A 3342-nucleotide genomic window follows, 5' to 3' on the forward strand; every position below is an offset into this window, starting at 1 on the left:
CGGGACGTCGCTTACCGCTCGTCGAAGCTCACAACCACGCGCTCGCTCACCGGATGGCACTGGCAGGTCAGCACGAAACCCTCATCGATCTCGTGTTGTTCGAGCGTGTAGTTCTTGTCCATCTTCACTTCGCCTTCGAGCACTTTCGCGCGGCACGTGCAGCACACCCCGCCCTTGCACGCGTACGGCAACGCGAGCCCTGCCTTCAGACCGACATCGAGCACGCTCACGCCTTCATACGGCAGACGCAGCTTGCGCTTCTTGCCATCGATGACCAGTTCCAGATCCGCCGCCGGCGTGCTCTCCGTAATCTCGATCGTCGGCGCACCCGCCTGCGGCAACGGCGTGCCGAAGCGCTCCACATGAATCTGCTTCGGCGGCACGCCCGCTTCTTTCAGTGCGGCTTCAGCGGCGTCCATCATCGGGCCGGGGCCGCAGATGAACGCTTCATCGATCTCTTCAGGCGAGAGCAGCGTCGAAAGAAACGCCTTGCACTTCTCTTGATCCAGCACGCCGTTGAACAACTCGACATCCTGCAAATCATCGGACAGCACGTGATACAGCGAGAACCGGTCCATATACCGGTTCTTCAGATCCTCGAGTTCCTCGGCGAACATGATCGCGTCGACACTGCGATTGCCGTACACCAGCGTGAAGCGGCTCGTCGGCTCCATGTCCAGCGTCGTCTTGATGATCGCCAGCACCGGCGTGATGCCCGAGCCGCCCGAGAACGCCACGTAATGCTTTGCGTGATCCGCGTTCAGATGCGTGAAGAAGCGTCCGTCGGGCGTCATCACCTCGATCTCATGGCCGGGCTTCAAGGTCTCGAACGCGAAGTTCGAGAAGCGCCCGCCGCGCACGCGCTTGATGCCGATGCGCAATTCGCCATCGCGATCGTAGTCGGTCACGCCCACGCAGATCGAATACGAGCGGCGCGTCTCCTCGCCATCGATATGCGTCTTGAGCGTCACGAACTGGCCCTGCGTGAAGCGAAACGCATCGCGCAATGCGGGCGGCACATCGAATGAAACGGTGAGCGCATCGGCGGTTTCGGGGCGCACGTCGCGAATGCGCAGCGGATGAAATTGCGGAGTCGCCATGTTTTCTCGGCTCGCTTGTCAGTGAGGTTCAGTACGGCTTGAAGTAATCGAACGGCTCGCGGCAATCGATGCATCGATACAACGCCTTGCACGCCGTCGAGCCGAATTGCGCCAGCTTCTCCGTGTGCGTCGAGCCGCAGCGCGGGCACGCGATCGTCGCGGGCTTGCGCGCCACGAAGCGGATCGGCTTCTCTGCGCTGCCGCATGCGCCCGTCGGCGGCGCGATGCCATAGCGGCGCAGCTTCTCGCGCGCGTCATCGGTGATCCAGTCGGTCGTCCACGCAGGCGCCAGCACCGTCTCGATGCGATGCGCGCCGAGTTGCGCATCATCGATCGCTTTCGCGATGTCCTCAGCAATCTGCGACATCGCAGGACAGCCCGAGTACGTCGGCGTGATCACCACTTCGAGCACGCCATCGTCGCCGTGACGCACATCGCGCAAGATGCCCAGCTCGCGAATCGATACCACCGGAATCTCCGGATCGGGCACCGACTCGAGCACGTGCCACGCGCGTTCGATCGTGGTTTGCATGGCCAGCATTACCAGCTCGCGCCCGGATGCTGACGCGCCAGGCTCTGCATCTCCGCCAGCAGATAACCCATGTGCTCCGAGTGCTCGCCTTGCTTGCCCGTCGTGACGTGCTGCACTTCTACGGGCACTTTGAGCGTCGCTTCATCGAGCGCCGATGCAACCTGCTCGCGCCACGCCGCTTCGAACTCGCTCGCCAGCGGCGCGATGCCCGCATCGGCGACGGCCTGTTCGATTGCATCGGTCGCGAAGAACTCGCGCGTGTACGGCATCAGATAATCGAGCGCAGCCTGCGCACGCCGATGCGACTCCGCAGTGCCATCGCCGAAACGCACCAGCCAGTCGCGCGCGTGATGCAGGTGATAGCTCGTCTCCTTGATCGACTTCGCCGCGATCGCCGCGAGTTGCGCATCGTTCGATGATTGCAATGCGCTCCACACTTCCATCATCAACGCCGAGTACAGGAAGTTGCGCACGATCGTCACCGCGTAATCGCGCTCCGTGCGCGTCGTGCCCGCGAGCGGGCCGAAGTGCGGCAACTCCGCGATCGTGTAGTTGGCGAACTCGCGCTCGGTGCGGAAGTACGCGTAATCGTCTTCGGTCTTTTTGTTGCCGTTGAGCGATGCTTCGAGCGAAGCAGCATGCGTGTAGAGCAAACGCGCCTGACCGATCAGATCCAGACTGATGTTCGCCAGCGCAATATCCTCTTCCAGTGCCGGGCCGTGACTGCACCACTCCGCGTTGCGCTGTCCGAGAATCAGCGCGTTGTCGGCAAGACGCAGCACGTAGGCGAGATGTTCTTTCTGGCTCATGTCGCGCGCCCTTACATGTGATTGATTTCGTCGGGCAGCACGAAGAACGTCGGATGCCGATAGATCTTGTCGCCCGCGGGCTCGAACAACTCGGCCTTGTCTGCCGGGTCCGATGCCGTGATCGCCGCCGAGGGCACCACCCAGATGCTCACGCCTTCCTGACGACGCGTGTACACGTCGCGCGCCATGCGCAACGCCGCGCCCGCGTCCGGTGCGTGCAGGCTGCCGCAATGCTTGTGATCCAGTCCCTGCTTGCTGCGCACGAACACTTCCCAGATCGGCCATTCCTTGTTCATCTTCATCGTCTCCATGCTCATGCAGCTTGTTGGTGGGCGCGGGCTTTTTGCTTCTCGGCATACGCCAGTGCGGCTTCGCGAACCCACGCGCCGTCATCGTGCGCCTTCACGCGCGTGGCGAGGCGCTCCTTGTTGCACGGACCGTCGCCGTTGACCACGCGCCAGAACTCGTCCCAGTCGATCGCGCCGTAGTCGTGCGCTTGCCGCGCTTCGTTCCACTTCAAATCGGGATCGGGCAACGTGACGCCGAGGATCTTCGCCTGCTCGACGGTCGCATCGACGAACTTCTGACGCAGGTCATCGTTCGAGATGCGCTTGATGCCCCACGCGAACGACTGGCCGCTGTGGATCGAATCCTTGTCGCTCGGGCCGAACATCATCAGCACCGGCCACCACCAGCGGTTCACCGCCTGCTGCACGAGATCCTTCTGCGCTTGCGTGCCTTTCATCATCGCGAGCAGCGCGTCGAAGCCCTGGCGTTGGTGGAACGACTCCTCCTTGCAGATGCGGATCATCGCGCGGGCATACGGCCCGTAGGTGCAGCGGCACAGCGGAATCTGGTTCATGATCGCGGCGCCATCGACGAGCCAGCCGATCACGCCGAC

At 62.8% G+C, this 3342-nt stretch carries 5 protein-coding genes; all 5 read right to left on the minus strand.

What is annotated here, in order from left to right:
* Nucleotides 1-11 precede the first annotated feature (11 nt).
* Entirely contained in the window at nucleotides 12-1100 is a 1089-nt protein-coding gene (paaE, locus tag BG60_RS35925; RefSeq protein WP_008352720.1) for a 1,2-phenylacetyl-CoA epoxidase subunit PaaE, read from the minus strand.
* Between the two features lie 28 nt (nucleotides 1101-1128).
* Complete coding sequence (gene paaD, locus BG60_RS35930; RefSeq protein ID WP_034474614.1) at nucleotides 1129-1641, minus strand: 1,2-phenylacetyl-CoA epoxidase subunit PaaD; 513 nt, start codon at nucleotides 1639-1641, stop codon at nucleotides 1129-1131.
* Nucleotides 1641-2441: a 1,2-phenylacetyl-CoA epoxidase subunit PaaC gene (gene paaC, locus BG60_RS35935; protein WP_008349547.1), complete on the minus strand. Its 801-nt coding sequence runs from the start codon at nucleotides 2439-2441 to the stop codon at nucleotides 1641-1643. Before paaC ends, paaD begins: the two co-directional genes overlap by 1 nt.
* An 11-nt stretch (nucleotides 2442-2452) precedes the next feature.
* Entirely contained in the window at nucleotides 2453-2737 is a 285-nt protein-coding gene (paaB, locus tag BG60_RS35940; RefSeq protein WP_008349546.1) for a 1,2-phenylacetyl-CoA epoxidase subunit PaaB, read from the minus strand.
* Between the two features lie 17 nt (nucleotides 2738-2754).
* Nucleotides 2755-3342, minus strand: a 588-nt coding sequence (gene paaA / locus BG60_RS35945) for a 1,2-phenylacetyl-CoA epoxidase subunit PaaA (protein WP_034474616.1), incomplete at its 5' end; no start/stop codon positions are given.

Source organism: Caballeronia zhejiangensis (assembly GCF_000698575.1).
GTDB lineage: Bacteria > Pseudomonadota > Gammaproteobacteria > Burkholderiales > Burkholderiaceae > Caballeronia > Caballeronia zhejiangensis.